The sequence below is a fragment of the Pseudomonas sp. MDV22-iso1 genome, assembly GCF_058145095.1.
Map to the genome: position 1 here is coordinate 280,209 of NZ_JBYVMF010000001.1, position 25,898 is coordinate 306,106.

The 25,898-nt window shown below is 58.1% G+C and carries 24 protein-coding genes; 10 read left to right on the forward strand and 14 right to left on the reverse strand.

Annotated features, from left to right (window positions below; translation table 11 throughout):
• Positions 1 to 897: 897 nt before the first annotated feature.
• The gene (locus AC3ZVB_RS01295; RefSeq protein ID WP_162435950.1) at positions 898 to 1,269 is read left to right on the forward strand and encodes a DUF6124 family protein; all 372 of its coding nucleotides are present in this window, start codon (positions 898 to 900) and stop codon (positions 1,267 to 1,269) included.
• A 158-nt stretch (positions 1,270 to 1,427) separates the two neighbouring features.
• Positions 1,428 to 1,826, forward strand: a complete 399-nt coding sequence (locus AC3ZVB_RS01300; RefSeq protein WP_490145570.1) for a RidA family protein — start codon at positions 1,428 to 1,430, stop codon at positions 1,824 to 1,826.
• 116 nt (positions 1,827 to 1,942) lie between these two features.
• Here AC3ZVB_RS01300 and AC3ZVB_RS01305 read toward each other — a convergent pair whose 3' ends face one another.
• From AC3ZVB_RS01305 to gcl, 8 genes are all read right to left on the reverse strand, one after another.
• A complete protein-coding gene (locus tag AC3ZVB_RS01305) occupies positions 1,943 to 2,941 on the reverse strand; it encodes a sulfate ABC transporter substrate-binding protein (protein WP_194690639.1) in 999 nt (332 codons plus the stop codon).
• A gap of 105 nt (positions 2,942 to 3,046) precedes the next feature.
• Positions 3,047 to 3,871 (reverse strand): ion transporter, encoded by an 825-nt coding sequence (locus AC3ZVB_RS01310; protein WP_162435953.1) that lies wholly within the window; start codon positions 3,869 to 3,871, stop codon positions 3,047 to 3,049.
• Between the two features lie 21 nt (positions 3,872 to 3,892).
• Entirely contained in the window at positions 3,893 to 4,807 is a 915-nt protein-coding gene (locus tag AC3ZVB_RS01315; protein WP_162435954.1) for an urea transporter, read from the reverse strand.
• A gap of 185 nt (positions 4,808 to 4,992) precedes the next feature.
• Positions 4,993 to 6,408 (reverse strand): pyruvate kinase, encoded by a 1,416-nt coding sequence (pyk, locus tag AC3ZVB_RS01320; RefSeq protein WP_162435955.1) that lies wholly within the window; start codon positions 6,406 to 6,408, stop codon positions 4,993 to 4,995.
• Positions 6,398 to 7,678, reverse strand: coding sequence for a glycerate kinase type-2 family protein (locus tag AC3ZVB_RS01325; protein WP_490145571.1), 1,281 nt, complete (start codon positions 7,676 to 7,678; stop codon positions 6,398 to 6,400). Before AC3ZVB_RS01325 ends, pyk begins: the two co-directional genes overlap by 11 nt.
• Positions 7,679 to 7,852: 174 nt before the next feature.
• Positions 7,853 to 8,743, reverse strand: coding sequence for a 2-hydroxy-3-oxopropionate reductase (locus AC3ZVB_RS01330; protein ID WP_162435957.1), 891 nt, complete (start codon positions 8,741 to 8,743; stop codon positions 7,853 to 7,855).
• 212 nt (positions 8,744 to 8,955) lie between these two features.
• Complete coding sequence (hyi, locus tag AC3ZVB_RS01335; RefSeq protein ID WP_194690637.1) at positions 8,956 to 9,738, reverse strand: hydroxypyruvate isomerase; 783 nt, start codon at positions 9,736 to 9,738, stop codon at positions 8,956 to 8,958.
• Between the two features lie 144 nt (positions 9,739 to 9,882).
• Entirely contained in the window at positions 9,883 to 11,658 is a 1,776-nt protein-coding gene (gene gcl / locus AC3ZVB_RS01340; protein ID WP_194690636.1) for a glyoxylate carboligase, read from the reverse strand.
• A 267-nt stretch (positions 11,659 to 11,925) separates the two neighbouring features.
• On the opposite strand from gcl, the gene AC3ZVB_RS01345 reads away from it, so the two are divergent.
• Entirely contained in the window at positions 11,926 to 12,366 is a 441-nt protein-coding gene (locus tag AC3ZVB_RS01345) for a GlcG/HbpS family heme-binding protein (RefSeq protein ID WP_162435960.1), read from the forward strand.
• A 198-nt stretch (positions 12,367 to 12,564) separates the two neighbouring features.
• Complete coding sequence (locus AC3ZVB_RS01350) at positions 12,565 to 13,023, forward strand: REP-associated tyrosine transposase (RefSeq protein WP_162435961.1); 459 nt, start codon at positions 12,565 to 12,567, stop codon at positions 13,021 to 13,023.
• Positions 13,024 to 13,133: 110 nt separating this feature from the next.
• Here AC3ZVB_RS01350 and AC3ZVB_RS01355 read toward each other — a convergent pair whose 3' ends face one another.
• Positions 13,134 to 13,742 carry a TetR/AcrR family transcriptional regulator gene (locus AC3ZVB_RS01355; protein WP_162435962.1) on the reverse strand — a complete coding sequence of 203 codons (609 nt, stop codon included), beginning with the start codon at positions 13,740 to 13,742 and terminating at the stop codon, positions 13,134 to 13,136.
• A 134-nt stretch (positions 13,743 to 13,876) separates the two neighbouring features.
• Between AC3ZVB_RS01355 and AC3ZVB_RS01360 the strand changes: the two genes are divergently transcribed.
• Positions 13,877 to 14,791: a DUF808 domain-containing protein gene (locus AC3ZVB_RS01360; RefSeq protein ID WP_194690632.1), complete on the forward strand. Its 915-nt coding sequence runs from the start codon at positions 13,877 to 13,879 to the stop codon at positions 14,789 to 14,791.
• 186 nt (positions 14,792 to 14,977) lie between these two features.
• Here the strand turns inward: AC3ZVB_RS01360 and AC3ZVB_RS01365 are convergent, their stop codons facing one another.
• Together AC3ZVB_RS01365 and AC3ZVB_RS01370 are read right to left on the reverse strand one after the other, a co-directional pair.
• On the reverse strand, positions 14,978 to 15,766 hold the full coding sequence (locus AC3ZVB_RS01365) for an MlaA family lipoprotein (protein WP_490145572.1): 789 nt from the start codon (positions 15,764 to 15,766) through the stop codon (positions 14,978 to 14,980).
• Positions 15,759 to 17,057 carry a serine/threonine protein kinase gene (locus AC3ZVB_RS01370; RefSeq protein WP_162436046.1) on the reverse strand — a complete coding sequence of 433 codons (1,299 nt, stop codon included), beginning with the start codon at positions 17,055 to 17,057 and terminating at the stop codon, positions 15,759 to 15,761. The genes AC3ZVB_RS01365 and AC3ZVB_RS01370 overlap by 8 nt, the downstream gene beginning before the upstream one ends.
• A 223-nt stretch (positions 17,058 to 17,280) precedes the next feature.
• Between AC3ZVB_RS01370 and AC3ZVB_RS01375 the strand changes: the two genes are divergently transcribed.
• Entirely contained in the window at positions 17,281 to 17,649 is a 369-nt protein-coding gene (locus tag AC3ZVB_RS01375; protein WP_162436047.1) for a hypothetical protein, read from the forward strand.
• A gap of 229 nt (positions 17,650 to 17,878) precedes the next feature.
• Entirely contained in the window at positions 17,879 to 18,937 is a 1,059-nt protein-coding gene (locus AC3ZVB_RS01380) for an RHS repeat-associated core domain-containing protein (RefSeq protein WP_490145573.1), read from the forward strand.
• Between the two features lie 39 nt (positions 18,938 to 18,976).
• Here AC3ZVB_RS01380 and AC3ZVB_RS01385 read toward each other — a convergent pair whose 3' ends face one another.
• Positions 18,977 to 20,572: a glycoside hydrolase family 17 protein gene (locus tag AC3ZVB_RS01385; protein ID WP_490145574.1), complete on the reverse strand. Its 1,596-nt coding sequence runs from the start codon at positions 20,570 to 20,572 to the stop codon at positions 18,977 to 18,979.
• Positions 20,573 to 20,873: 301 nt separating this feature from the next.
• Between AC3ZVB_RS01385 and AC3ZVB_RS01390 the strand changes: the two genes are divergently transcribed.
• The 3 genes from AC3ZVB_RS01390 (at position 20,874) to AC3ZVB_RS01400 (ending at position 23,932) form a co-directional block, all read left to right on the forward strand.
• On the forward strand, positions 20,874 to 21,725 hold the full coding sequence (locus tag AC3ZVB_RS01390) for a glycine betaine ABC transporter substrate-binding protein (RefSeq protein WP_162436050.1): 852 nt from the start codon (positions 20,874 to 20,876) through the stop codon (positions 21,723 to 21,725).
• 240 nt (positions 21,726 to 21,965) lie between these two features.
• Positions 21,966 to 22,277 (forward strand): DUF485 domain-containing protein, encoded by a 312-nt coding sequence (locus AC3ZVB_RS01395; protein ID WP_162436051.1) that lies wholly within the window; start codon positions 21,966 to 21,968, stop codon positions 22,275 to 22,277.
• Positions 22,274 to 23,932 carry a cation acetate symporter gene (locus tag AC3ZVB_RS01400; protein ID WP_162436052.1) on the forward strand — a complete coding sequence of 553 codons (1,659 nt, stop codon included), beginning with the start codon at positions 22,274 to 22,276 and terminating at the stop codon, positions 23,930 to 23,932. The genes AC3ZVB_RS01395 and AC3ZVB_RS01400 overlap by 4 nt, the downstream gene beginning before the upstream one ends.
• 141 nt (positions 23,933 to 24,073) lie before the next feature.
• Here the strand turns inward: AC3ZVB_RS01400 and AC3ZVB_RS01405 are convergent, their stop codons facing one another.
• A complete protein-coding gene (locus AC3ZVB_RS01405) occupies positions 24,074 to 24,205 on the reverse strand; it encodes a putative transporter small subunit (protein WP_218576848.1) in 132 nt (43 codons plus the stop codon).
• Positions 24,187 to 25,857 carry a sodium:solute symporter family protein gene (locus tag AC3ZVB_RS01410; protein WP_490145575.1) on the reverse strand — a complete coding sequence of 557 codons (1,671 nt, stop codon included), beginning with the start codon at positions 25,855 to 25,857 and terminating at the stop codon, positions 24,187 to 24,189. The genes AC3ZVB_RS01405 and AC3ZVB_RS01410 overlap by 19 nt, the downstream gene beginning before the upstream one ends.
• Between the last annotated feature and the right edge of the window lie 41 nt (positions 25,858 to 25,898).

The window sequence follows — 25,898 nt, forward strand, 5'->3', positions numbered from 1 at the left end:
TCGCTGAACAATAGGGGACTGCATGCAGGCTAAGCGGCAGGCTGAAACGGCGGAAGAGTGGTTGGACTAATAGTGATCATTCCCTTGCGGAATGAGTGCTGCCCAGTTGCGGATTGATTTCAAGGCTTGATGATACATTCACTTACATCCTGTTCGATAGCGTGCTTATCTTCTTGCTTCTCGATTTGTCGTGAATAGGGTTTCCGGGGGATTGGAGTCAGCAGAAAGTGGAGGGGAAGATCGTAACCTTCGTCACCCAAAGCGCTAACGGCACGTTAACGGCTCAATTGATTTCCGCCGGCAAGGACGGTGTTACACCGCCGATGTAGGCCATAGCGCTCAACCTCTGTAGGAGCAAAGAAGATTTAATTGCGTACAAGCGAGCCTGCTCGCGATGGCGTTTTAACAGTCAACAGTGATAGTGGCTGTACTGGCCACATCGCGAGCAGGCTCACTCCTACAGTGGGTCTGTGGTGCAGGCACAATTGCGTGTCTGGCGACTATTTATTGTAGGAGCGAGCCTGCTCGCGATGGCGGTCTGAAAAACATCGCATCATTTGCGTGTAGGCAGGAGGCTACGTCACCTTGCGTCGTTGCCTACAACTACTTCAGAATCCGCCGGCTTGTGCGCCTTGGACACCTTCCGTAGCTTGCTTTCCTTCACTGCTCATCAGTGATCGGGTTTCGCAGCTCGGGTCAATCAAGGCGCTCAGCGCCACCGTTCCGTTCAGTTGGCGCTTTTTCTTCGCCTACTGCATTGCGTTATGGCGGCTGTGCGTGGGAGATCTTCGGGTCTGCCGGGTTCCTTGATTCCCGGTCTGCGAACCTGCGTACAGCTGCCACCTCCCTTCGTTTCGCAGCGAACCGTGGCGGCTCCACTAATCAAGGAGCATCACCATGTTCAAACCAACCCCCAACCCCCCGGAATCAGACGGCGAAAGCACAACCCCCGACGCCTCAATCCACTCCGGCATTCCCACTGACTCTCCCCATGACACCCTCCAGGATTACCTGAAATCCGGCGGCCAAAAAAGCACCGACACCCCCCGCAAACCCACCCCCCTGTTCACGATCGCGCCCGATATCGACACCGAAACCTTGCTGGCCCACGCCTGCGAATCCCTGGCCTCGGCGAATGTCATGGCCAGTGATCTGGCAGGGTTTCTACACGGGCCCTACCGCAACGCACTACTGGGCATTGCGCAGATCGTCATGCTGGCCGAACTCGCAGTGAACCGCGCGCTGGACAACATCGACCCTCAAGCGTAACGGCTAAATCTGTGGCGAGGGAGCAAGCTCCCTCGCCACAAAATGCCATTGTTTTCGGTTGTAACATGTCCAGATATTGCAGCCGTAGTGTTTCCCATGGACCCTGAAACGACGCTGGTTTAGCTTCCCCGGTTCGTTCAACCAACAGGGAGTTTTCCATGCCGCTAACAACGATCAACCCGTCAACCGTCTTCAACTCACTCCAATACGGCTTCAGTCAGGCGGTTGAGGTGAGCAGTGGGCGTCGCGTGCTGTTGTCGGGTCAGGTGGGCGTTGATGAGCAGGAGCGTACCGTTGCGGCAGGCCTCTACGGGCAAACGGTGAAAGCCTTCGAGAATATCCAAAGCATCCTGGCCGGGACCGGTGGAGACCTGTCCCACGTGGTCATGATGCGGATCTACATCGCCGAATCTGTGCGAGATGAACAGGATCAGATCACCCGCGTATTGCTGGAACGGTTCCCGGACAATCCACCCGCGTCTTCGTGGATCATCGTCAGTGGGCTGTCATTGCCGCAGTGGCTGATCGAGATTGAGGTTGAGGCGGTCATTCCTTGATAGAGCCGGCGTTCTTCGCAGGTACCTCGCTTTGCTCCCACAGGGGGGCCGTACACTTTTAGAGCCCACAAAAAAAGGCGACCTTCTCAGGTCGCCTTTTCGTTACCGCTCAGCGATCACTGACCGCTGTAGATCTGATCAAACACCCCACCATCATTGAAGTGAGTTTTCTGCACGGTGCGCCAGTCGCCGAAGGTCTTCTCGACCGACAGGAAGTCCACTTTCGGGAAACGATCGGTGTACTTGGCCAGCACGGCCGGGTCACGCGGGCGCAGGTAGTTGGCTGCGGCAATTTCCTGGCCTTGCGGGGACCACAGGTATTTCAGGTATTCCTCGGCGGCGGCGCGGGTGCCTTTCTTGTCGACGACTTTGTCGACCACCGACACGGGCGGCTCGGCTTCGGCGGAGACGCTTGGGTAGATGACTTCAAACTGTTCGCGACCAAACTCGCGGGCAATCATTTCCGCTTCGTTTTCGAAGGTCACCAGCACGTCGCCGATCTGGTTGGTCATGAAAGTGGTCGTGGCTGCACGGCCGCCGGTGTCCAGTACAGGCGCTTGCTTGAAGAGCTTGCCGACGAAGTCTTTGGCTTTGCTCTCGTCACCGCCGTTTTTCAGCACATAGCCCCAGGCCGAAAGGTAGGTGTAGCGCCCGTTACCCGAGGTTTTCGGGTTTGGCACGATGACTTGCACGCCATCCTTGAGCAGGTCCGGCCAGTCTTTCAGGGCTTTCGGGTTGCCCTTGCGGACGATGAACACGGTGGCCGAGGTGAACGGTGCGCTGTTGTTCGGCAGGCGGGTAACCCAGTTGTCCGGGACCAGTTTGCCGTTGTCGGCGAGGGCATTGATGTCGGTGGCCATGTTCATGGTGATGACGTCAGCCGGCAGGCCGTCGATGACCGAGCGCGCCTGTTTGCTGGAGCCGCCGAAGGACATCTGCAGGGTGATGTTTTCGTTGTGCTCGGCCTGCCAGTGTTTCTGGAAGGCAGTGTTGTAGTCCTTGTAGAAATCGCGCATCACGTCGTAGGAAACGTTAAGCAGGGTCGGAGCGGCCTGAGCCATGCTGGTCAAAGCCAGGCCAGCAGCCAGAAGCGAGGCGCCAAAGATTTTTTTCACTGCGCATTCCTTGTTCGAAAAGTTGTTTTTTATTAAAAGTGAGGCAATTTGCCAGCGACTATAACGGGAGCCGCATAGTCCTTTAAAGATTAAAAAGCTCTTTGCTTATTCCATTTTCTTGAACAGTTGATTGCCGCACCGCGAGCAAAACGCGGCGCCCGCTTCGTGGCTGTTTTTCTTGCACACCGGGCAGTCGTGTTGCAGCTGTTCCCCGCGCATGGCGTTGGCCAATTCAGCGGTGAAAATCCCTGTCGGTACGGCAATGATCGAGTAGCCGGTGATCATCACCAGCGACGAAATCACCTGGCCCAAGGGCGTCTTCGGCACGATGTCGCCAAAGCCCACGGTGGTCAGCGTCACGATGGCCCAGTAGATGCCTTTTGGAATGCTGGTAAAGCCATGCTCCGGGCCTTCGATCACGTACATCAGTGTGCCGAACACGGTCACCAGCGTGCACACGCTGACCAGGAACACCACGATCTTCTGCTTGCTGCCGCGCAGCGCCGACATCAGGTAGTTGGCTTGCTTGAGGTAGGGGCTGAGCTTGAGCACGCGGAAAATCCGCAGCATCCGAATGATCCGGATGATCAGCAGGTACTGCGCGTCGGCGTAGTACAGCGCGAGGATGCCGGGCACGATTGCCAGCAAATCCACCAACCCGTAAAAGCTGAAGGCATAGCGCAACGGCTTGGGGGAGCAATACAACCGCAAGCCATACTCGATGGCGAAAATGATTGTGAAGCCCCACTCGATATACGCCAGCACGTTGGCGTAGTTCTGGTGGATCGAGTCGATGCTGTCGAGCATCACAATCACAATGCTGGCGAGGATGATCAACAGCAAAATGCCGTCGAAGCGCCGTCCTGCCTTGGTGTCGCTCTGGAAAACCATGACGTAAAGCTCTTCACGCCAGTTTCTGCTGCTGTCCATGGATACCGCCTGAACCAATGATCAGCGAAGCCTAGGTTGATTCTCCTCCAGAGCGCAAGGCGTATGGGCAACAGAGGTTTTGCGGCGCATTTGAACAACCGAGCGGATTAGCCAGCAAGCGAGGATGAAGGGCGCGGTCAGCGTCGGCAGACCAAGGGTGGCAAACACCGGCGTGAGCAACAGCGCCGTGGCGATACCGGCCAGCGGTAACCAGGGCTTTTCGCGCTGTGAGCTGAAGGCGAGGGCGGCGAGCACGGCGTTGTAGCCACCGAGGCCGATCAAGGCGGTATAGAAGTCGTGGTGCAGCAGGCTCCAGCCCATGCCCGCGACAGACGCCAGCAACGCCCAGCAAAACGCGCGGCGATCAGCGATCAGCAAACCCGTCGCAATCATCGCGCCGGCCAGTGGATGACCGAGGAACATCACCTGGCCGAGGCCTTTGAACGGTGCGGCGAGCATGTTCTGCGTGTTGATTTCGATCAGGTGCGCGGTGGTCGATGGCGTGGCGAAGCACAGCAGCAACCAGCCCAGGCCCACGAAGGGCGCCGTGTAGGCCGGCAGGTATTGGCTGAAGCGCGCGCGTTTGAGCCACTGTTGAGTGACCATCGCACTCAGCCCGCCTGCGGCGATGATCAGCGGGGGTAACAGCGCTGACCAGGGGAAATACAGGCTCAGCAATAAACCGAGCAGGACACCGTTGTAGCTGAACAGCCCAGCCTGGCGATCGGCCTTGGCGTAACCGCGACGTTGCGCGGTGAGCAATCCGGCGACGCCACCCAGCAGCGCGCCGCCGAGCAGGGTGGGCGCGGTAAAGAGAATGGCGAGCAGGCACAGCAGACCGCACAGCGGATGGCGCTGGAGGAAGATCTGACTGAATCCGTTGAGCAGGGCAGTCGCCCAGTCGGGGCAGTGGGTGTTGAAGTGGTTGGCGGGCATGATGGAATCTAGGGCAGAGGAAAATCAAAGGACTTGCATGAACTCTGTGGCGAGGGAGCTTGCTCCCGCTGGCTGCGTAGCAGCCCAAATCTGGCAACGCGGTCTTTCTGTTGAAATCGTCATGCCAAAACGACGACTGCTTCGCAGCCGAGCGGGAGCAAGCTCCCTCGCCACAGGGGTAATCGCTAGATCAATGTCTCGATACGCAACGAGTTAGTCGACCCAGGCTGCCCAAAGGGCACACCCGCGGTGATCAACAACGTGTCGCCACGCTGAGCCATGCCCTGCGCTTGCGCGATCTCAAGTGCCGTCGAGCACACTTCATCTACCTGGCGCAGCCGGTCATTGACCACCGAGTGCACGCCCCACGCCACGGTCAAGCGGCGCGCGGCCTGCAGGTTCGGTGTGAGGTTGAGAATCGGCACCGTCGGACGCTCGCGCGCCGCACGCAGACTGGACGTCCCCGACTCGCTGTAATTCACCAGCACCGCCACCGGCAACACGTTGCTGATACGACGAATCGCACAGCTGATCGCATCGGAAACAGTGGCCTCGGCTTTTGGCCGACTCACGTCCAATTGAGCCTGGTAGTCCGGGCCGTTTTCCACCTGGCGGATGATCTTGCTCATCATCTGCACGGCTTCCAGCGGGTACTCGCCGGACGCGGTTTCCGCCGACAGCATCACCGCGTCGGCCCCTTCGGCCACGGCGTTGGCAACATCGGTCACCTCGGCGCGGGTCGGGGCAGGGGAGAAGCGCATGGATTCGAGCATCTGTGTCGCCACCACCACCGGTTTGCCGAGCTGGCGGCAGATGGTGATGATGTTCTTTTGAATCTGCGGCACGCTTTCGGCGGGTACTTCAACGCCCAGATCGCCACGCGCCACCATGATCGCGTCGCTCAGCTCAGCGATTTCGCGCAATTGAGTGACCGCCGATGGCTTCTCGATCTTGGCCATCAGAAACGCTTTGTCGCCGATCAATGTGCGGGCTTCGCGAATGTCTTCCGGACGTTGCACAAACGACAGCGCCACCCAGTCCACGCCCAGTTCCAGGCCGAAGCTCAAGTCGCGACGATCCTTGGCGGTCAGCGGGCTCAGTTCCAGCACCGCCTGCGGCACATTCACGCCTTTGCGGTCCGACAGCTCACCGCCGTTCAGCACGGTGGTATCGATGGCGTCGGCGTATTTGGTGACCACTCGCAGACGCAGCTTGCCGTCATCGAGCAGCAGGTCCATGCCCGGCTCCAGCGCCGCGATGATTTCCGGGTGGGGCAGGTTAACGCGGCGCTGATCACCCGGTGTCGGGTCCAGGTCCAGGCGCAATGCCTGGCCACGCACCAGTTGCACTTTGCCCTCGGCGAACTTACCGACCCGCAGTTTCGGGCCTTGCAGGTCCATCAGAATGCCCAGCGGGTAGTTCAGTTGGCGTTCGACTTCACGAATCCACTGATAACGCTGCGCATGATCCGCGTGATCGCCGTGGCTGAAATTCAAACGGAAAATGTTGACCCCGGCCTCGACCAGCTCACGGATGTCGTCGATGCCATCGGTGGCCGGGCCGAGGGTGGCGAGAATTTTGACCTTTTTGTCAGGCGTCATTTTTAGGGCTCTCGAGAATCAGGATGGCGCGGAAGTCATTGACGTTGGTGCGCGTCGGCTCGGTAACGATCAGGGCGTCGAGTGCATCGAAGTAGCCGTAGCCATTGTTGTTATCCAGCTCATCGCTGGCGCTCAGACCCAACGCGGCGGCGCGGGCATAGCTGTCCGGGGTCATGATGGCGCCGGCATTGTCTTCGGAACCGTCGATGCCGTCGGTATCACCGGCCAGGGCGTAAACGCCGGGCAAGCCTTTGAGGCTGTCGGTCAGGCTCAGCAGGAACTCGGCGTTGCGTCCGCCACGGCCATTGCCGCGCACGGTCACGGTGGTTTCGCCACCGGAAAGGATCACGCACGGTGCCGGCAGTGGTTGCCCATGCAGCACCACTTGGCGCGCGATGCCGGCGTGAACCTTGGCCACTTCCCGGGACTCGCCTTCCAGGTCGCCGAGGATCAATGGGCTGAAACCGGCCTGACGTGCTTTCACCGCGGCCGCTTCAAGCGACTGCTGGGGCCGGGCGATCAGCTGGAAATGACTGCGTGCCAGGCTTGGATCGCCCGGTTTGACGGTTTCCGATTCCGGGCTCTGTAGCCAATCGCGTACGGTCGCCGGGACATCGATGCCATAGCGCTTGAGGATTGCCAGCGCTTCGGCGGAGGTGCTTGGGTCGGCCACAGTCGGGCCGGAGGCGATGACCGTGGCGAGGTCGCCCGGCACATCGGAAATCGCATAGGTATAAACAGTGGCAGGCCAGCAGGCCTTGCCGAGACGGCCGCCTTTGATCGCCGAGAGGTGTTTGCGTACGCAGTTCATCTCGCCGATGGTGGCGCCGGATTTGAGCAGGGCTTTGTTGATCGACTGTTTGTCGGAAAGGGTAATCCCGGCCGCCGGCAGTGCCAGCAATGCAGAACCACCGCCTGACAGCAGGAAGATCACGCGGTCGTCTTCGGTCAGGTTGCTGACCAGTTCCAGCACGCGCTTGGCGACGGCCAGACCGGCAGCATCGGGCACCGGGTGGGCAGCTTCGACCACTTCGATTTTTTCGCACGGGGCGCCGTGGCCGTAGCGGGTAACGACCAGGCCGGAGACTTCACCCTTCCAGCAACGCTCGACGACTTGGGCCATGGCGGCGGCAGCTTTGCCGGCGCCAATGACGATCACCCGACCGCTGCGATCAGTGGGCAAGTGAGCTTCGAGGACTTGTTGAGGATGGGCCGCGTCGATGGCGGTGGCGAACAGGTCGCGAAGAAATTGTTGCGGATCGATCGACATGGCGAGCTCCCGGAATTCTTGTTATTGGGACAAAGCGAAATCAGGTGTTGCGACGCGGTCCTGTGGAAGCTGGCTTGCCTGCGATTCAGGCGACGCGGTATTTCGGGCAGACCGAGTCGATACTATCGCAGGCAAGCCAGCTCCCACAGGGACCGAGCCAGCTTCAGATTGTTGTTATTTATCGCGGATCGAGAAATTCGCCATGTGTTCCAGACCTTTGATCAGCGCCGAGTGATCCCAGTTGCTGCCACCGATGGCCGCGCAGGTGCTGAACACTTGCTGGGTGTTAGCGGTGTTCGGCAGGTTGATGCCCAACTCGCGAGCACCGGCCAGGGCCAGGTTCAAGTCCTTCTGGTGCAGGCTGATGCGGAAGCCCGGATCAAAGGTGCCTTTGATCATGCGCTCGCCGTGCACTTCAAGGATTTTCGACGAGGCGAAACCGCCCATCAGCGCTTCACGCACCTTGGCTGGATCGGCACCGTTTTTCGAGGCGAACAACAGGGCTTCGGCGACAGCCTGGATGTTCAGCGCAACGATGATCTGGTTAGCCACTTTCGCGGTCTGACCGTCGCCATTGCCGCCCACCAGTGTGATGTTCTTGCCCATGGCCTGGAACAGCGGCAGTACGCGTTCAAAGGCATCGGCATCGCCACCGACCATGATGCTCAGGGTCGCGGCTTTGGCGCCGACTTCACCGCCTGACACTGGCGCGTCGAGGTACTGGGCGCCTTTTTCGTTGATTTTTGCAGCGAAGGCTTTGGTGGCGGTTGGGGAGATCGAGCTCATGTCGATCACGACTTTGCCTTTGCCAACACCGGCGGCGATGCCGTCAGCGCGGAACAGCACGTCGTCGACCTGCGGGGTGTCCGGCACCATGACGATGATGAATTCAGCTTCCTGAGCGACTTCTTTCGGGTTCGCCAGGGCGACGGCGCCAGCGGCGATCAGGTCGGCGGGCGCAGCGTCGTGGTGTTGCGACAGGAACAGGCTGTGACCGGCTTTCTGCAGGTTCAACGCCATTGGGTGGCCCATGATGCCAGTGCCGATAAATCCGATTTTAGCCATGAGAAATTCCTCTTATTGTCTTGCTCCCGACCCTGAGTCGGTGAGCTTTGTGGCGAGGGGATTTATCCCCGTTGGGCAGCGAAGCGGCCCCAAATTTGTTTTCGCTGTGAGTCAGGTAGAGCGCATGTGCCGGTTTTACGACTGCTTCGCAGCCGAACGGGGATAAATCCCCTCGCCACATGGGCTCGCTCCCACAAGGGTTCTGCGTCAGATCAAATTGCGTTATGGGTTTTGAGCCAGCCCAGGCCGGCTTCAGTGGTGGTCAGCGGTTTGTATTCACAGCCGACCCATCCCTGATAACCGATGCGGTCCAGGTGTTCGAACAGGAAGCGGTAATTGATTTCACCGGTGCCAGGTTCGTTGCGTCCCGGGTTGTCGGCCAACTGGATATGGTTGATCTCGCCCAGGTGCGCAGCCATGGTGCGGGCCAGGTCGCCCTCCATGATTTGCATGTGATAGATGTCGTATTGCAGGAAGAGGTTGGCACTGCCGACCTGTTCGCGAATGGACAGAGCTTGCGCCGTGTTGTTCAGGTAGAACCCCGGGATGTCGCGGGTGTTGATCGCTTCCATCACCAGTTTGATGCCCGCCGCCTGCAGCTTGTCGGCTGCGTACTTGAGGTTGGTGACGAAGGTTTTTTCGACCGTGGCGTCGTCGACACCTTGTGGACGAATACCGGCCAGGCAGTTGATCTGGGTGTTGCCCAGCACTTGCGCGTAAGCGATGGCCAGGTCGACACCGGCGCGGAATTCTTCCACCCGATCCGGCAGGCACGCGATGCCGCGTTCGCCCTTGGCCCAGTCACCGGCCGGCAAGTTGAACAGCACTTGGGTCAGGCCATTGGCGTCGAGCGTGGCTTTGATTTCAGCCGAGCTGAAATCGTAAGGAAACAGGTACTCGACACCACTGAAACCAGCCTTGGCGGCAGCTTCGAAACGGGCAAGGAAATCCTGTTCGGTGAACAGCATGGACAGGTTGGCTGCGAAACGCGGCATGGTGGTCTCCTGTAAATTCAGTTCCCTGTAGCAGCTGTCGAGGTACGAGGCTGCGTTGGGCTGCGAAGCGGCCCCCGGCGGCGGTCCTGCGGACACGCAACGCAGCCTCGTGCCTCGGCAGCTGCTACAGGTACAAGGTCGTTCTTAATCCAACAACGAAATCGCAGTCGGTGCGTCGTTGCCGACCAACGCCAGGTCTTCGAATTCGTTGACGGCGTTGATCTCGGTACCCATGGAAATGTTGGTCACGCGCTCCAGAATGATCTCGACGATGACGGGCACCTTGAACTCTTCGATCAGTTCCTGAGCCTTGCGCAGGGCAGGCTGGATCTGATCCGGTTCGAACACGCGCAGTGCCTTGCAGCCCAGACCTTCGGCCACTGCGACGTGGTCGACACCGTAACCGTTGAGTTCCGGAGCGTTCAGGTTATCGAAGGACAACTGCACGCAGTAGTCCATATCGAAACCGCGCTGCGCCTGACGAATCAGCCCCAGGTACGAGTTGTTTACCACAACGTGAATGTACGGCAGCTTGAACTGCGCGCCCACGGCCAATTCTTCGATCATGAACTGGAAATCATAGTCGCCCGACAGCGCCACGACCTTGCGGGTCGGATCTGCCTTGACCACGCCCAGCGCAGCCGGAATGGTCCAGCCCAATGGGCCCGCCTGGCCGCAGTTGATCCAGTGGCGAGGCTTGTAGACGTGCAGGAACTGAGCGCCGGCAATCTGCGACAGACCAATGGTGCTGACGTAGCAGGTGTCTTTGCCGAACACCTGGTTCATCTCTTCGTAAACGCGTTGCGGCTTGACCGGCACGTTATCGAAGTGAGTCTTGCGGTGCAGGCTGGCTTTACGCTGTTGGCAATCTTGCAGCCAGGCGCTGCGGTTTTTCAGTTTGCCGGCGGCTTGCCACTCGCGAGCGACTTCGATGAACACGGTCAGCGCGGCAGCGGCGTCGGAAACGATGCCCAGGTCCGGGGTGAACACGCGGCCGATCTGGGTCGGTTCGATGTCGACGTGAATGAATTTGCGGCCTTCGGTGTAAACGTCAATCGAACCGGTGTGGCGGTTGGCCCAACGGTTGCCGACGCCCAGCACCAGATCGGACTTGAGCATCGTCGCGTTGCCGTAGCGGTGCGAGGTCTGCAGACCGACCATACCCACCATCAACGGGTGATCGTCCGGGATGGTGCCCCAGCCCATCAGGGTCGGGATAACCGGGATACCGGTCAGTTCAGCGAACTCGACCAACAGGTCGGCCGCATCGGCATTGATGATGCCACCACCGGCAACCAGCAATGGACGCTCAGCTTGATCGAGCATGGCCAGGGCCTTCTCGATTTGCACGCGGTTCGCGGTCGGCTTGGCCAGCGGCAGTGGCTCGTAGGCGTCGATGTCGAATTCGATTTCAGCCATCTGCACGTCGAACGGCAGGTCGATCAGCACGGGGCCTGGACGGCCGGAGCGCATTTCGTAGAAGGCTTTCTGGAACGCGTAGGGCACTTGGCCCGGCTCCATGACGGTGGTCGACCATTTGGTGACAGGTTTGACGATTGCGGTGATGTCGACGGCCTGGAAGTCTTCCTTATGCATACGGGCGCGGGGTGCTTGCCCGGTGATGCACAGGATCGGGATCGAGTCGGCCGAGGCGCTGTAGAGCCCGGTGACCATGTCCGTACCGGCAGGGCCGGAAGTGCCGATGCACACGCCGATGTTGCCAGCCTTGGTGCGGGTGTAGCCCTCAGCCATGTGCGAGGCGCCTTCAACGTGGCGAGCGAGGACGTGATCGATGCCACCGACCTTCTGCAGGGCGGAGTACAGCGGGTTGATCGCGGCGCCGGGGATGCCAAAAGCGGTATCAACCCCTTCACGGCGCATCACCAGAACGGCGGCTTCGATTGCTCTCATTTTGCTCATGGTTTTGTGCCTCTTACGTTTTGTAATTGTATACAAGTGGCTTTGCGCAGAGTGTATTCACGGCGGACGGCGCAGGTCAATCCATTTTCTCAAGCGAGTGTTTCATTCGTCGGAAGCCGGTTCTACTGTGGCTTTTCGTCGCATGTCGCGCTTTTCGATAATTATTGTATACAAAAAAATTACTCATTGTGTTCTATTTGTTGCATCGGACTGCGGCACTTCGGCACAGTCCACTGGCTTTCCCTATAACAAAATGAGGACGGCACCATGAGCGCTTTAACCTTGAAAGTTGCAGTCAACCTGACCAGTCAGGCCATCTCCGCTGCGCGTGCAATCAACGCAGCGCCTTTAACCATCGCCGTGCTGGACGCTGGCGGCCACCTGATCTCCCTGCAGCGCGAAGATGGCGCCAGCCTGCTACGCCCGCAAATCGCCATCGGCAAAGCCTGGGGCGCCATCGCACTGGGCAAAGGCTCGCGCCTGCTGGCACTGGACGCCCAGCAACGACCAGCCTTCATCGCGGCATTGAATAGCCTGGGGCAGGGCAGCGTCGTGCCGGCACCGGGTGGTGTGCTCGTGCGGGATCAGGACGGGAATGTGCTGGGGGCGGTGGGGATCAGCGGGGATTTGTCGGATGTTGATGAACAGTGCGCGATCAATGCGATTGAGGCGTTGGGGTTGCGGGCGGATGCGGGGGTGAGTGCTTGATTTTGTGGTGATTGATTAACCGCTATCGCGAGCAGGCTGGCTCCTACAGGAAAATATCTGAGTGTCAGAGATCAATTGTGGGAGCCAGCCTGCTGGCGATGGCAGACTATCAGACACATCAAGCTAACTGTCTGCCCCACCCTTGGGTTATGTAAGGTCTAGCCTTCCTCTTGAATTAATCATGCAAGGGGCAACGGAATGCTGGATTTACCTGCTTCAAACCGCTTACGCATTGGCCGATTTGCCGAGCCAAACCGCATCTATCTTTTGACAACCAACACACTCGCCAGAAAACCTGTCTTCAAGGATTTCATCTTGGGCAGATTGGTCGTCGCACAGTTTCGCGCGGCACAAGACCAAGGCTGCGTTAACTCATTAGCCTGGGTCGTTATGCCCGATCACTTTCATTGGCTGGTTGAGTTACAGCAGGGGTCGTTGGGCGACCTGATGCAAAAGACTAAATCACTGAGCACCCAAGCAGTGAATCGGATCACTGGCCGCAAGATCGCTCTCTGGCAAAAAGGCTTTCACGACCGGGCTCTTCGGCGAGAGGAAGATTTGGTAAAAATGGCTCGATATGTAGTCGCCAATCCGTTGCGGGCTGGACTGGTGAAAAAGCTTGGCGATTATCCGTTGTGGGATGCTATCTGGGTTTGAGCTGAAACCGAGTTGTCTTCATCGCTAGCAGGCTAGCTCCCACACTGGATCTGTGGCGCTCACAAATCCCCTGTGGGAGCTAGCCTGCTAGCGATAGGGTCACCGCAATCTTAATGATCCGGCTCACACCCCTTCAGCACCAACCGGATAATCGTCTGCGCTGCCGCTTCGTAATCGTCTTCATCCAGCTTGGCCTTACCGGTAATGGCAGTGATCTGCCAGTCGAAGTCGGCGTATGTCTGGGTTGCTGCCCAGATGCTGAACATCAGGTGATTGGGGTCGATGGTTGCGATCTGCCCGCGGTCGATCCAGGTCTGGATGCAGTCGATGTTGTGCTTGGCCTGGCTGTTGAGCTGTTCAACCAGGTCAGCGCTCAAGTGTGGGGCGCCGTGCATGATTTCGCTGGCGAACACCTTGGAGGCAAAAGGCAGGTCGCGGGAGATGCGGATTTTCGAGCGAATATAGCCGCTCAGTACTTCACTGGGCACACCGTCGGCGTTGAATGGCGTCGAGGCCTGCAGAATCGGCTCGATGATGCTTTCCAGGACCTCGCGGTAGAGGTTTTCCTTGGATTTGAAGTAGTAGTAGACGTTGGGCTTGGGCAATCCCGCCTTGGCGGCGATGTCACTGGTTTTGGTCGCAGCGAAGCCCTTGTCGGCAAATTCTTCACTGGCGGCACGCAGGATCAGTTCTTTGTTGCGCTCGCGGATAGTGCTCATAAACCCGGTGGTTCCTTGCCTGTGCTGGCGGTTGCGCATGGTAGCACCGGCTTCGCGCGGCGCTCAAGAATGCCCCGCCGCGCTGTGGGCAGGCTATGCTGCGCAGCATTCACTCTTCGAAGGAAAACTCATTCATGGCAGGAAGCAGTTTGCTGTTGCTGATCGACGACATCGCCGCGGTACTCGACGATGTGGCGTTGATGACCAAAATGGCTGCCAAAAAGACCGCTGGCGTACTCGGTGACGACCTGGCGCTCAATGCCCAGCAAGTGTCCGGCGTGCGAGCCGAGCGGGAAATTCCGGTGGTCTGGGCTGTCGCCAAAGGGTCGTTTCTTAACAAATTGATCCTGGTGCCATCGGCGCTGGCCATCAGTGCATTCATTCCCTGGCTGGTCACACCGTTGTTGATGGTCGGTGGCGCGTACCTGTGTTTTGAAGGTTTCGAGAAGCTCGCGCACAAATTCCTGCACAGCAAGGCCGAGGATCAGGCCGAGCATGCACAGCTGGTTGAAGCCGTAGCCGATCCGGCGACCGATCTTGTGGCGTTCGAAAAGGACAAGATCAAGGGGGCCATTCGCACCGACTTCATTCTGTCAGCGGAAATCATCGCCATTACCCTGGGCACCGTGGCGGGCGCTTCGCTGACCCAGCAGGTCATCGTGCTATCGGGCATTGCCATTGTGATGACGGTGGGTGTTTATGGCCTGGTGGCAGGCATCGTCAAACTTGACGATCTCGGCCTGTGGTTGACGCAGAAGCCCGGTCAGATGGCCAAAAGCATCGGCAACGGGATTCTGCGCGCCGCGCCTTACATGATGAAAAGCCTGTCGGTGATTGGTACGGCGGCGATGTTTTTGGTGGGCGGCGGGATTCTGACCCATGGTGTGCCGGTGATTCATCACTGGATCGAAAGCGTCAGCGCAAGTGCAGGCGGGGCTGGTTTTATCGTACCGATGTTGCTGAATGCCGTGGCGGGGATTGTGGCGGGTGCGGTGGTGTTGGCTGGGGTGATGGCTGTTAGCAAACTCTGGAAGGCTCTGAAAAACTGAAGCCTGGCACTCAACAATTGTAGGAGTGAGCCTGCTCGCGATGGCGGTATGTCAGTCAACATCAACGTTGAATGTCATATCGCTATCGCGAGCAGGCTCACTCCTACAGGGAGTATGTGGTGTTGTTAACTGCATGAAAAAGGCCATTCGATTTGCATCGAATGGCCTTTTTTGTCGCCGCCGAACTTACTCGGCGATCTGCAACTTGCGCGACTCGGTGTACACGTAGCGCACTTTCTCGTACTCGAATGGCGAGTTCAGCTGACCATAGCGGAAGCTGGTCTGGTAACGACGGTCAACGCCGCGCAGCATCCAGACTTCAGGATGGTTCGAGCTGACTTCCGAGACGTTCAGGAAGTTGATCGCCGACTCGGCAGTGAAGTCCACGGCCAGGCCACCGGTGTCACGGATGTTGGAAGGACCGAGGATCGGCAGAACGAAGTACGCGCCGCCCGGCACGCCGTAGAAGCCCAGCGTCTGGCCGAAGTCTTCACTCTGGCGCGGCAGGCCCATGGCGGTGGCAGGGTCCCACAGGCCGGCGATGCCGATGGTGGTGTTGAGCAGCAGGCGTGCAGTGGTTTCCATCGAGCGCTTGCCTTTGAACTGCAGCAGGCTGTTCAACAGGTTCGGCACATCGCCGATGTTGTTGAAGAAGTTGCTGACGCCGGTGCGCAGGAAGCTCGGGGTGATGTAGCGATAGCCATCGACGACGGGCAGGAACACCCATTGGTCGAAACGGTAGTTGAAGTGGTAAACGCGACGGTTCCACTCTTCCAGCGGGTCGTAGACGTTCAGCGCGTTGAGCGTCGAGCGCTCGAACTCGCGCTGATCCAGCCCCGGGTTGAAGGTGAGTTTACTCAGCGGCTCTTTGAAGCCGTCACTGTCGACGACGACAGGGGCGTTGGCTTTGCTGTTGTCGGCATTGGCGACGCCTGCACAGAGTAACGCTGCGATAAGCAGGAGATATTTAGCCACGGAAGAACTCCAGCATGGCGTCGCTGTTGACGCGGTAATTAAGGTTGCCGCAATGGCCGCCCAATGGATAAACGGTCAGGCGGTCGCCGAAGGTCTTGCGCAGGAAACCGAGGTCGCCCGGGCCGAGGATGACGTCGTCGGCGTTGTGCATGACGGAGATTTTCGGGCTGTCACGCAGGTAATCCTTGAGCGCATACAAGCTGACCTGGTCGATCAGTTGCAGCAGGCTGCCGCCGTCAGTGCGAGCGCGCCACATCGGGATGACCTGTTCGGTGATGTAGCAATCGAAGTCGCACTGCAGCGCACGCTTGAGGAATGGCGTGAGGCTGGTGCCTTCGGTGATCGGGTATTTCGGCGGGGTGATCAGGCCGCGGCGGTTGATCAGGTCCGAGGTAAAGGCAATGTCGGCCGCCGAGAAACGGAACGAAGTGCCAATGAGCATGGCCATCTGTTCGTTGGTCAGGTGCTGTTTGGACTGCTGGAAGTCGTAGAGCAGCGCATCGTTGAGGTCGATGTAGCCTTTTTGCTGAAAGTAGCGGGTCAGTTTGTTCAACACCAGTTCATAGAACGTCGTGCTGTTATTGATGCCCTTCACCTCGGTCTGAACGAGTTTGTCCAGATTGGTGATGGAGGTGTAGAGGTTGACCGGCGGGTTGAGCAGCAGGACTTTCTTGAAGTTGAAGCTGCGACGGGTTTCGTCCAGGTGCGCGACGAACGCGGCATCCAGTGCGCCGAGGCTGTAGCCCGTCAGGTAATACTCGGTAACCGGCACTTTCGGGTTTTGTGCTCGAACCGCCTGCATCACCCGGTACATGTCTTCGGCATCTTCTTTGGTGATGCCCGGGGTCGCGAAGCGTGAGGCGGCGCTGATGAAGTCGAAGCTGGTCGGCGATGACAACTGCACGACGTGGTAACCCGCTTTGTAGTAGAGCTTCTTCAGGTACTCGTTAAGGCTGCTGTCATAGCGCGCACCGGTGCCGGCGATCAGGAAGATCAGCGGCGCCGCTTTATCCTGGGTCGCGATACGGTAGGTCAGTTTTTTTACCGCCCAGAAGTTATCCGGCAGTTCGAAGGCGCGCTCCGGTCGCAGGGTAATGCTGCGATCCTCCTGATTGATGTCGTCGTCCAGCGGCAGCTCCGGACGCAAGTCCGGTGGGGTCGTGGCAATGGTCGCCTCGAACGGGTTGGTCAAGGGGTAGCCATAACTGGCGGCGTCGATGTCGACCGCCAGTGCGGACGCACTCAAAATAAGGCCGCCAAACAGGGCGGCGAAGCGCAAGGAACGGAGCATGACTAGATCCCTTAGAGGAAGGTGCCGGATGAAGTTCGCAGGCTATGACCACAGGTTCGGCGCCAAAGTGCCACGCATCGGCACCAAACTGGCTTAATTCCGGGTAATAGTAGCTGGACGATACACTTTGCGGCTGTTTCATGACTAGTTATCTGTTACGCGCGTTTGCTTAAAATCGCGAGGGGATTAAGCTGGCCGCCGTTTTCGTCTATTGGAGTGCTCCATGTCTCGCCGTCTGCCCGTGATTTTGCTGCTTGTTTTGCTGCCATTGTGGCTGGCCGCCAGTTATGGCGCGCGTTATGGCTTCATGGAGGATGCGCAATGGGTCGGGATTTGCGTGGATGAGGCGAGTCGCTGGGAGTGTCAGGCTCGTTCGAACCTGGGCTTGATGATTCATTTCAACGTGTTGGGCTGGTCAGCGGTCGCGACGGCTGTGATCGGATTTTTGCTGCCGGGGCGGGCAGGGTGGTGGTTGGCGGTGCTGGCGCTGGTGTTGGGGTTCCCGGCGTTGGCGTTGTACAACACGACGTTGGCTGTTTTTGCGGTGGTGATTGCTGCTTTGCGGTTGGTCAGGGCGCCTCGTACTGTTTGATAGTCAGTCATCGCGAGCAGGCCCGCTCCTACATGTTGAACGTGTCCAACAGGCGATCGCGTTCAAATGTAGGAGTGAGCCTGCTCGCGATGAGGCCGGTAAGGTTGGCAAATGCCCCATCTAACATAGACAGGTTGCAGCTTCTACCTAACAGTTCTGATAGTAGACAGCCCTTCTGATAACTCCGAATCTAGCTATCCATCCCAAGGATATGAATCGGAGCAACGCCATGACTGCTCGGCGAGAAACGTTGCTCTGCCGCTATCAATACGACCCGCTGGACCGGGTTGTGAATTGCGCACCCTTGAATCAGGATGCTGTTCAGCGCTTTTATCGGAAAAACCGTCTGGCCACTGAGATCCAGGGGCCGGTGCGGTACTCGGTGTTCGAGCACGAATCGCAGCTCATGGCTCAACAGCAGCAGCGTGAGGCGGGGCGGGTTGACAGCGCTTTGCTCGCCACTGATTTGCAACGTTCGGTGTTGCATGCGGTTGCTGTTGGTGAGCATCAACGGCCTGTTTATGCGCCCTATGGTCATCGATCACCTGAAAGCGGCTTGAGCAGTCTTCTGGGTTTCAATGGTGAGCGACGGGATCCGGTGACCGGGCATTATTTGCTGGGGAATGGGTATCGCGCGTTTAACCCGGTGTTGATGCGGTTTAACAGCCCGGACAGTTTGAGTCCGTTTGGGAAGGGTGGGGTGAATGCTTATGCGTATTGCGCGGGGGATCCGGTGAATCGGGTGGATCCTACTGGGGCTGTATTCGGAGCGATTCTTGGAGGCTTCAAAGATATTGCAAAAGGCACTCAAATATTGATTTCCGATTCTAGAAATTTTTTCCCAAGTTTAAAGCGCCCTGCTGGAAAGCCTCTGATTGAGGTAGAGACCACAATCTTCAACAAATACGCCACACATAAATTAGCTGTAGCTGATCTCAATGATTTTAAAAATTCACCAGCAAAGTCATATTCTAAAAACATCGGAAGGCAAGTAAATGTTGATGAGGTCAGTAAGCATGCAGATGATTTTGCTGCCCGAGTAGCGCAAAACAAACAGCAGGTTGAAGCGTTGGAGGCTGTACGCCCTCTTACTCAACAGGACGCCGCATCGTTGGAAAGGTTGCAATTGGCCCGAGAAACATGGCCATTAACACAGAATAGGCTTGAACACTTCGCCCAAGATCGCGCGCAATTAGAGCTTTTAGAGCAAAGGGTATGGGAGTCCAACCTTCAGTTGAAACACGAATTTTCCCGTGTAGTAGAGAGGGCGGCTAAAGTGCGCAAATAAACAGTAAGCGCACTTAATTCTAAGCAGATGCGTCCGTCATCATTTCTGCCGAACCCGCAAACACCGCCACAACGCCGCCACCATCAACACACTGACCAGCGCCCAGCCCCAAGCCTGCTGGTTCTGCAACCCTTCCTGAAACAACTGCGGCGCAATACCCGCGCCCACAATGAACGTCAGCAACGCAATCTCCCGGCGTGGCACGTTCACCGGGCGGCACAGGTAGACCAGCGCCGGCACGATGAACGCCATGCTCGGGAAGCTGCGATAGCGCGGGTCGAACACCAGCTCCAGCATCGTCACCGCTGCCGCAAAGCCTGCGAACGCAACCAGCCAGCCGGCACGGCGTTCAAGCACGTTAAACGCACGCTCACGCCAGCCGGTACGGGCACTCAAGGTCAGCGCGGCATGGGCCAGCACCAGCACATTCAACGCCGTCAGCAATCCGACCCACACCCATTCACTGGTGAACCGGGTAGTGACGCTTGCCAGATCGCCCCAGGCGCCAATCGAGCACGCCGCCAGCGCGCCGAGCAGCGGTAGAACCAGGGCTGCACGCGTGCTGCGGACACGCCCGCCAAGGATCAGCGTGCCCAGAAAGATAAAACCGCCCACAACCAGCCACTGCGACCAGTACGGCACATTCGACACCGGACCTGCCAAGACGCCCTTGTCCTGGCGATCCGCATCGAACAGGCCCCAGTAACCGCCCACCGCGCCTTCACTGGCGCGTTTCCACGGCTGGTCAAACGCTTCGATCAGGTTGTAGTGCCAGCCTTGTTGTTCGGCCATGGCGACGAAGCCGCGAATGAACTTCGCCTCGTTGACCCGGCTCGGCAGGGCGGTCTCGCGCTGACGGCCTTCGCTCGGCCAACCGGTCTCGCCGATTACCACGTCCTTGGGCGCAAACTTGTTGCCGAACACCTGGCGCACTTCAGCGACATGCTGGAGGGCGGCATCAATATTCGAAGGTTCATCTTCCCAATACGGCAGCAGGTGAATCGTCAGGAAGTCCACCGCCGGCGCGATTTCCGGGTGCTTGAGCCAGAACTCCCAGACGTCGGCATAGGTGACGGGCTGTTTGACCTGGCTTTTGACTTTATTAATCAGTTTCGCCAGTTGCGGACCAGTCACTTCCTTGCGCAGCAGGGCTTCGTTGCCGACGATGACCGAGGTCACCACATCCGCGTTGGCGTTGGCCGACGCGATCAGCAGGTCCACTTCTTTCTCGGTGTCCACTGGGTTGCTGTTGACCCAGGCGCCGATCATCAGCTTCAGGCCATGTTTGCGCGCCAGATCGGGCAGGGCTTCAAGGCCGGTCATCGAGTACGTGCGAATGCATTCAAAGCGGGTGGCCAGCAACGCGAGGTCCGCGTCCATGCGCTCGGGGCGCAATTTGAACGGCACGTCGAACGGCGACTGGTCTTTGTCGAACGGGGTGTAGGAGGCGCATTGCAACTTGTGCGTCGCGCTGGCCACGTCGGGCAGGATCACGGGTTTGCCCAGGCCGTACCAGAAGCCACCCAAGGCAAACAGCCCCAGCAGGCAAGCGAACAGGTAGGCAAAAAAAGGAAATCGGGAAGTCGCGGACATGGTCAGGCCGTGTGGGAGCAAAGCCGCGCATGTTACCTGCATTTGCCTCGCGCTTGGTGGCGTACATGCTTTTGACATGCAAAGTTCGGGCGGATCGGCCTGCGTGCTTTGCCCGGTCAGGGTTAATGGCGTTCTGATGTCGTTTCTCGATGCCTTGAGGTCGCTGGCAGAGAAGGTCGCAGTTGTCGTGAGGTTGATGATCGACGCATCAGCGCTTTTGTAGAGACATCGCGTTGATGATCCAACGAGTTTGCAGTGAAGCGTGATGGGCGCACGGCGCACCAAAACAATACGTTGACGCGACTCGGCATCCGTCGAGCGCAGCACTTTCGGGGAAGTAACGATGAAGATGCGACGACTTTTAGGCGCGGGTGCCGCTCTGGTGCTTGCGATTGGCTCCACCATGGCCAATGCCGAGAGCAAAACCCTGAGCATCGGTTATGTCGACGGATGGTCCGACAGCGTCGCGACCACGCATGTGGCCGCCGAGGTGATCAAGCAGAAGCTCGGTTATGACGTGAAACTGCAGGCGGTGGCGACCGGGATCATGTGGCAGGGCGTGGCAACCGGCAAACTCGACGCGATGCTGTCCGCCTGGCTACCGGTGACTCACGGCGATTACTGGACCAAGAACAAGGACCAGGTCGTCGACTACGGCCCGAACTTCAAGGACGCCAAAATCGGTTTGATCGTGCCGGAATACGTCAAAGCCAAGTCGATTGAGGACCTGAAAACCGACGATAGCTTCAAAGGTCGCATTGTTGGCATCGACGCAGGGTCGGGCGTGATGCTCAAGACCGATCAGGCTATCAAGGATTACGGCCTGACCAACTACACCCTCAAGGCCAGTTCCGGCGCCGGCATGATTGCCGAGCTGACCCGTGCCGAGAAGAAAAACGAATCCATCGCCGTCACCGGTTGGGTGCCGCACTGGATGTTCGCCAAGTGGAAGCTGCGCTTCCTGGACGACCCGAAAGGCGTTTATGGTGCAGCTGAAACCGTTAACAGCATCGGCAGCAAAGAGTTGGCGACCAAAGCACCGGAAGTGGCCAAGTTCCTGAAGAACTTCCAGTGGGCGTCGAAAGACGAAATCGGCGAAGTCATGTTGGCGATTCAGGATGGCGCCAAGCCGGATGCCGCGGCGAAGGATTGGGTTGCCAAACACCCGGAGCGTGTTGCTGACTGGATTAAATAACAGTCACCTCGTTTAACCCTGTGGGAGCGAGCCTGCTCGCGATTGCGGTGCATCAGTCAGCGATGATGTTGACGGGTACACCGCTATCGCGAGCAGGCTCGCTCCCACATTTATTTCCGCGTGCTGGAGTTTGGCGAGTCTGTCATGTCGTTCTAATACTAAGGTCGTCTGGAACCTGGCCCGCAGCCGCATAGAGTGGATAACGTTCCAACAATAATCTGTGCTGCGAGGATAAAAACAATGAACGACAGCATTTACCTCTCGATTCAAAACAGCCCGCGCTTCAAGGAGCTGGTTAGTAAGCGAGAAAAGTTCGCCTGGATTCTTTCGGCGATCATGCTTGGGCTTTACTCCGGATTCATCCTACTGATTGCTTACGGGCCGCATTTACTGGGGGCGAAAATCAGTCCCGAGTCATCGATTACCTGGGGCATTCCGATCGGTGTCGGGTTGATTCTCTCGGCCTTTATCTTGACCGCTATTTATGTGCGACGCGCCAATGGCGAATTCGACGACCTGAACAATGCGATTCTCAAGGAGGCTCAGCAATGATCCGGCGTCTGATGGCTCTATTGAGCATTGCAGCCTTTGCGCCTGGCGCGTGGGCGGCTGAAGCCCTGACGGGCGAAGTGCACAAACAACCGCTGAACATCCCTGCGATCCTCATGTTCGTGGCGTTCGTCGGCGCAACGCTGTACATCACATACTGGGCCTCGAAGAAGAACAATTCGGCAGCCGACTACTATGCAGCGGGTGGCAAGATCACCGGCTTCCAGAACGGTCTGGCCATTGCCGGTGACTACATGTCGGCTGCGTCTTTCCTGGGTATTTCTGCCCTGGTGTTCACGTCCGGCTACGACGGCCTGATCTACTCGATCGGCTTCCTGGTGGGCTGGCCGATCATTCTGTTCCTGATCGCCGAACGTCTGCGTAACCTGGGTAAATACACCTTTGCCGACGTGGCGTCCTACCGCCTTGGGCAAACCCAGATTCGCTCGCTGTCCGCGTGCGGTTCGCTGGTGGTGGTGGCGTTCTACCTGATCGCGCAAATGGTCGGTGCCGGCAAGCTGATCCAGCTGCTGTTCGGTCTCGACTATCATGTTGCAGTGATTCTGGTCGGCATCCTGATGTGCATGTATGTGTTGTTCGGCGGCATGCTGGCGACCACGTGGGTGCAGATCATCAAGGCTGTATTGCTGCTGTCCGGTGCCTCGTTCATGGCGCTGATGGTCATGAAGCACGTCAACTTCGACTTCAACGCACTGTTCTCTGAAGCCATCAAGGTTCACCCGAAAGGTGACGCGATCATGAGTCCGGGCGGTCTGGTGAAAGACCCGGTCTCTGCGTTCTCCCTGGGTCTGGCGCTGATGTTCGGTACCGCTGGCCTGCCGCACATTCTGATGCGCTTCTTCACCGTGAGTGATGCGAAAGAAGCTCGCAAGAGCGTGCTGTACGCGACCGGTTTCATTGGCTACTTCTATATCCTGACGTTCATCATCGGCTTCGGCGCGATCCTGCTGGTCAGCACCAACCCTGCCTTCAAAGATGCTGCTGGCGCGCTGTTGGGCGGCAACAACATGGCGGCGGTGCACCTGGCCAACGCGGTCGGCGGCAGTATCTTCCTGGGCTTTATCTCGGCAGTAGCGTTCGCGACCATTCTGGCAGTAGTTGCCGGTCTGACCCTGGCCGGTGCTTCGGCGGTGTCCCACGACCTGTATGCCAGTGTGATCAAGAAGGGCAAGGCTAACGAGAAGGATGAAATCCGCGTCTCGAAAATCACCACTATCGCTTTGGCAGTGCTGGCTATCGGTCTGGGCATTCTGTTCGAGAGCCAGAACATCGCGTTCATGGTGGGTCTGGCGTTCTCCATCGCGGCGAGCTGTAACTTCCCGGTGCTGCTGCTTTCCATGTACTGGAAGAAGCTCACCACGCGTGGTGCGATGATCGGCGGCTGGCTGGGTCTGATCAGCGCTGTTGGTTTGATGGTGCTCGGTCCGACCATCTGGGTGCAGATCCTGCATCACGAGAAGGCTATCTTCCCGTATGAGTACCCTGCGTTGTTCTCGATGGCCATTGCGTTTGTGGGGATCTGGTTCTTCTCGGTCACTGACAAATCCGCAGCAGGCGTCAAGGAACGGGCGTTGTTCTTCCCGCAATTTGTTCGTTCGCAGACAGGTTTGGGGGCGAGTGGGGCGGTTTCCCACTAAGGCTTCAGGTTTGTTTGAGTAAGGTGGGTTAAACAGAAATGCCCCGATCGAGAGATCGGGGCATTTTTTTGGGCGGTTATTGCATGTTCGAGACGCAAGGCTTGCCGGCGGAGGCGAATACATAGCCTCCTCGAGCCGCCTTTAGACCAGGTCGGTGCCGTCACGTCTGGCTTTTCGGATGTCACGATACACGCTGACGCATAAGGTGATCATCACCCCCGCCGCAATGACGGGCCAGATCAGCACATACAGGGTTAACGCAAAACTGGACATGGGGAAACTCCTTTGTCTTCAGTGACACATTCGTCGTTGTCATGAAAGGCGACGACGCGCTCGGCGATGCAGTCAAAATCGAAACGTTCGTCAGACAGCAAACTGACAAACACGCACACCAGCGTGCTGACGCCATAGGCGGTCAGTGAGCTGAGCAGTACCGGGTAATCACGCAAGAAGCCGAATGCGAACGGGGCCAGGATCAAAAACGCCAGCCCGCCACACACGAACCCTGCGGTGCGGCCGAGGAATCCGAAGGCCATCAACCCGATGACTACTCCGCCACCTATCGACGCAAACAGCTCGAAGAACAGCGCCACCGCTCCTTGCAAAGGAAGGATTTCGAAGCGCGCAACCAGGAACATCAGGAAGCCCGCCAAGGCGGCAGAGGTAAAGGCGGCATTGGTGATCCGTCCCCAATACAGACTGGCGATGACCGGAAACACGATGGCGCCCCATAGCGCACCGACAAAGATGAGCATGGTCAGGATGTCCAGCTTGAGGCTGGCAAACACCACGGCAAGCATCGTCGCCGCGACCATGGTCAAACGTCCTACGAGCAACATGGTTTTTGGATTGGGTTTGCCTTTGGCCAGGTTTTTCCCATAGACGTCAGTCATTACCAGCGCGGACAACGCCGATAAATCCGAATCGGCGGTTGATGACAGCGAGCCAATGACCATGATGAAAAACAGTCCGACTGCAAAGGGCGGCAAGTAGGTAGCGGCCATTTGCGGGATCAGGTTGTTCAAGTCGCCATCCACCGGTTGTACACCGGCCAGCAACGCCAGAAAGCCCAGCATCCCCAAGCCGATCACGATGGAGGCATAACCAATGGTCGCCGTGATAAAGGTCGACTTCATCAAATCCTCACGAACGGCGAACAGGCGTTGCGCGATGGTCTGATTGCCGATGGCATAGGCTAGCACTGCCACAAAATACGGTGCGCCCTGTTCCAAAATAGCTGTCTTTGAATAGAAGCTGGCTTGCTCCGCAGAGATATTCGGCATGCCCTGGGCGAACAAATCAGGGCCGCCAAGCTGGAAGAAAATAATGGGGATGATCACCACTGCAGCAAAAATCATGGCAACCAACTGGCCGAAATCGGTCATGACCGAGGAGCGAAACCCTGACCAGATGGTGTAACCCAAAACCCCGAACCCGGCGATCAACACGCCATGAATGAAACTCAGCGGCGACAATACGGCAACCAGCGCACCCGCGGCGGTGAAATTGACCATCAGGCTGATCATGCTGCCGACGATGTTTGAGCCCGCGAGAATCATCTGGCTGGAGCGCCCGTGGCGAGCGTGCATGATCTCGGCCAAGGTGTGGGCCTTGGGTGCCAGTTCACGAAAACGCCGTCCGAACGGATAGATGAACAAAATCATCAACGCCCCCCAAAAGCCATAATGCATGGCGCCCGAGAGGCCGAACTTGTAACCGGAACTGGCGGAAGCGTAGAACGAGGCGGCCCAGATCCAGGTGGCCGTCATACTGGCAGCCGCCATGCCGAAGCCAATGGAGTTGTTGGAAACCATATAGCCATCGACGTTTTCGTCCTTGCGGCTCACCCGCAACGACACCAAAAAAGTCAGGCCGTAAAAACAGAACAGCAGCAAGAGGACAGTGGGGGTGGAAAGTTGGAACATTCCTTTCTCCTTTATGCGCGCCACGACGTTGTCACAGAGGC

Excerpts from the sequence above, each read along its gene's own strand:
- AC3ZVB_RS01295 (WP_162435950.1), top strand. The coding sequence starts at position 898 with ATGTTCAAACCAACCCCCAACCCCCCGGAATCAGACGGCGAAAGCACA.
- AC3ZVB_RS01300 (WP_490145570.1), top strand. The coding sequence starts at position 1,428 with ATGCCGCTAACAACGATCAACCCGTCAACCGTCTTCAACTCACTCCAA.
- AC3ZVB_RS01310 (WP_162435953.1), bottom strand. The coding sequence starts at position 3,871 with ATGGACAGCAGCAGAAACTGGCGTGAAGAGCTTTACGTCATGGTTTTC.
- AC3ZVB_RS01315 (WP_162435954.1), bottom strand. The coding sequence starts at position 4,807 with ATGCCCGCCAACCACTTCAACACCCACTGCCCCGACTGGGCGACTGCC.
- pyk (WP_162435955.1), bottom strand. The coding sequence starts at position 6,408 with ATGACGCCTGACAAAAAGGTCAAAATTCTCGCCACCCTCGGCCCGGCC.
- AC3ZVB_RS01325 (WP_490145571.1), bottom strand. The coding sequence starts at position 7,678 with ATGTCGATCGATCCGCAACAATTTCTTCGCGACCTGTTCGCCACCGCC.
- AC3ZVB_RS01330 (WP_162435957.1), bottom strand. The coding sequence starts at position 8,743 with ATGGCTAAAATCGGATTTATCGGCACTGGCATCATGGGCCACCCAATG.
- hyi (WP_194690637.1), bottom strand. The coding sequence starts at position 9,738 with ATGCCGCGTTTCGCAGCCAACCTGTCCATGCTGTTCACCGAACAGGAT.
- gcl (WP_194690636.1), bottom strand. The coding sequence starts at position 11,658 with ATGAGCAAAATGAGAGCAATCGAAGCCGCCGTTCTGGTGATGCGCCGT.
- AC3ZVB_RS01345 (WP_162435960.1), top strand. The coding sequence starts at position 11,926 with ATGAGCGCTTTAACCTTGAAAGTTGCAGTCAACCTGACCAGTCAGGCC.
- AC3ZVB_RS01350 (WP_162435961.1), top strand. The coding sequence starts at position 12,565 with ATGCTGGATTTACCTGCTTCAAACCGCTTACGCATTGGCCGATTTGCC.
- AC3ZVB_RS01355 (WP_162435962.1), bottom strand. The coding sequence starts at position 13,742 with ATGAGCACTATCCGCGAGCGCAACAAAGAACTGATCCTGCGTGCCGCC.
- AC3ZVB_RS01360 (WP_194690632.1), top strand. The coding sequence starts at position 13,877 with ATGGCAGGAAGCAGTTTGCTGTTGCTGATCGACGACATCGCCGCGGTA.
- AC3ZVB_RS01370 (WP_162436046.1), bottom strand. The coding sequence starts at position 17,057 with ATGCTCCGTTCCTTGCGCTTCGCCGCCCTGTTTGGCGGCCTTATTTTG.
- AC3ZVB_RS01375 (WP_162436047.1), top strand. The coding sequence starts at position 17,281 with ATGTCTCGCCGTCTGCCCGTGATTTTGCTGCTTGTTTTGCTGCCATTG.
- AC3ZVB_RS01380 (WP_490145573.1), top strand. The coding sequence starts at position 17,879 with ATGACTGCTCGGCGAGAAACGTTGCTCTGCCGCTATCAATACGACCCG.
- AC3ZVB_RS01385 (WP_490145574.1), bottom strand. The coding sequence starts at position 20,572 with ATGCAGGTAACATGCGCGGCTTTGCTCCCACACGGCCTGACCATGTCC.
- AC3ZVB_RS01390 (WP_162436050.1), top strand. The coding sequence starts at position 20,874 with ATGAAGATGCGACGACTTTTAGGCGCGGGTGCCGCTCTGGTGCTTGCG.
- AC3ZVB_RS01395 (WP_162436051.1), top strand. The coding sequence starts at position 21,966 with ATGAACGACAGCATTTACCTCTCGATTCAAAACAGCCCGCGCTTCAAG.
- AC3ZVB_RS01400 (WP_162436052.1), top strand. The coding sequence starts at position 22,274 with ATGATCCGGCGTCTGATGGCTCTATTGAGCATTGCAGCCTTTGCGCCT.
- AC3ZVB_RS01405 (WP_218576848.1), bottom strand. The coding sequence starts at position 24,205 with ATGTCCAGTTTTGCGTTAACCCTGTATGTGCTGATCTGGCCCGTCATT.
- AC3ZVB_RS01410 (WP_490145575.1), bottom strand. The coding sequence starts at position 25,857 with ATGTTCCAACTTTCCACCCCCACTGTCCTCTTGCTGCTGTTCTGTTTT.